This window comes from Bradyrhizobium sp. NBAIM08 (genome assembly GCF_020193935.1).
In the GTDB taxonomy this organism is placed as follows: domain Bacteria; phylum Pseudomonadota; class Alphaproteobacteria; order Rhizobiales; family Xanthobacteraceae; genus Bradyrhizobium; species Bradyrhizobium yuanmingense.
In genome coordinates this window covers 1-440 of sequence record NZ_JADYVR010000435.1, presented here as the reverse complement: position 1 = coordinate 440, position 440 = coordinate 1, and the positions used below count along the sequence as shown (strand labels likewise).

Here is a 440-nt window from a genome sequence, read left to right as displayed (position 1 = left end):
CCGTGGGGCATGCCCAATACCGGGTGCTGCTCGTAGAGGACCATGCTGACACGCGGGACGTGATGGCCAAAATCCTGGCGAGCTTTGGCTGCCTGGTCACGACCGCGGCAAGCGTGCGCGAGGCGATCGAAGCCGTGGATCGTGGGGAATTCGACTTGCTGTTGTCGGACATCGGCTTGCCGGACGGCACGGGACTGGACGTGATGCGTCACGTCGGAAAGCGCCCCCTCGTGGGGATTGCGCTTAGCGGGTTCGGGCAGGACGAGGACGTTCGCCGCAGCCGGGAAGCGGGCTTCGCGACGCACCTGACCAAACCTGTAAACGTGCAGGCGCTGCACGAGGTCATCCGCAGCGTGCGCCGGTGACGACTGGGCAAGTTCGCCTCACCATTCGCCCCGCTTGTCCGACCAAGGTGTGACCGACACCGATCCTGGTGAAAT

The 440-nt window shown here is 64.8% G+C and carries 1 protein-coding gene; it reads left to right on the top strand.

Going from position 1 to position 440, the window contains the following annotated elements:
- Positions 1-365, top strand: a 365-nt coding sequence (locus I6F37_RS40290) for a response regulator (protein WP_225154421.1), incomplete at its 5' end; no start/stop codon positions are given.
- Positions 366-440: the final 75 nt, after the last annotated feature.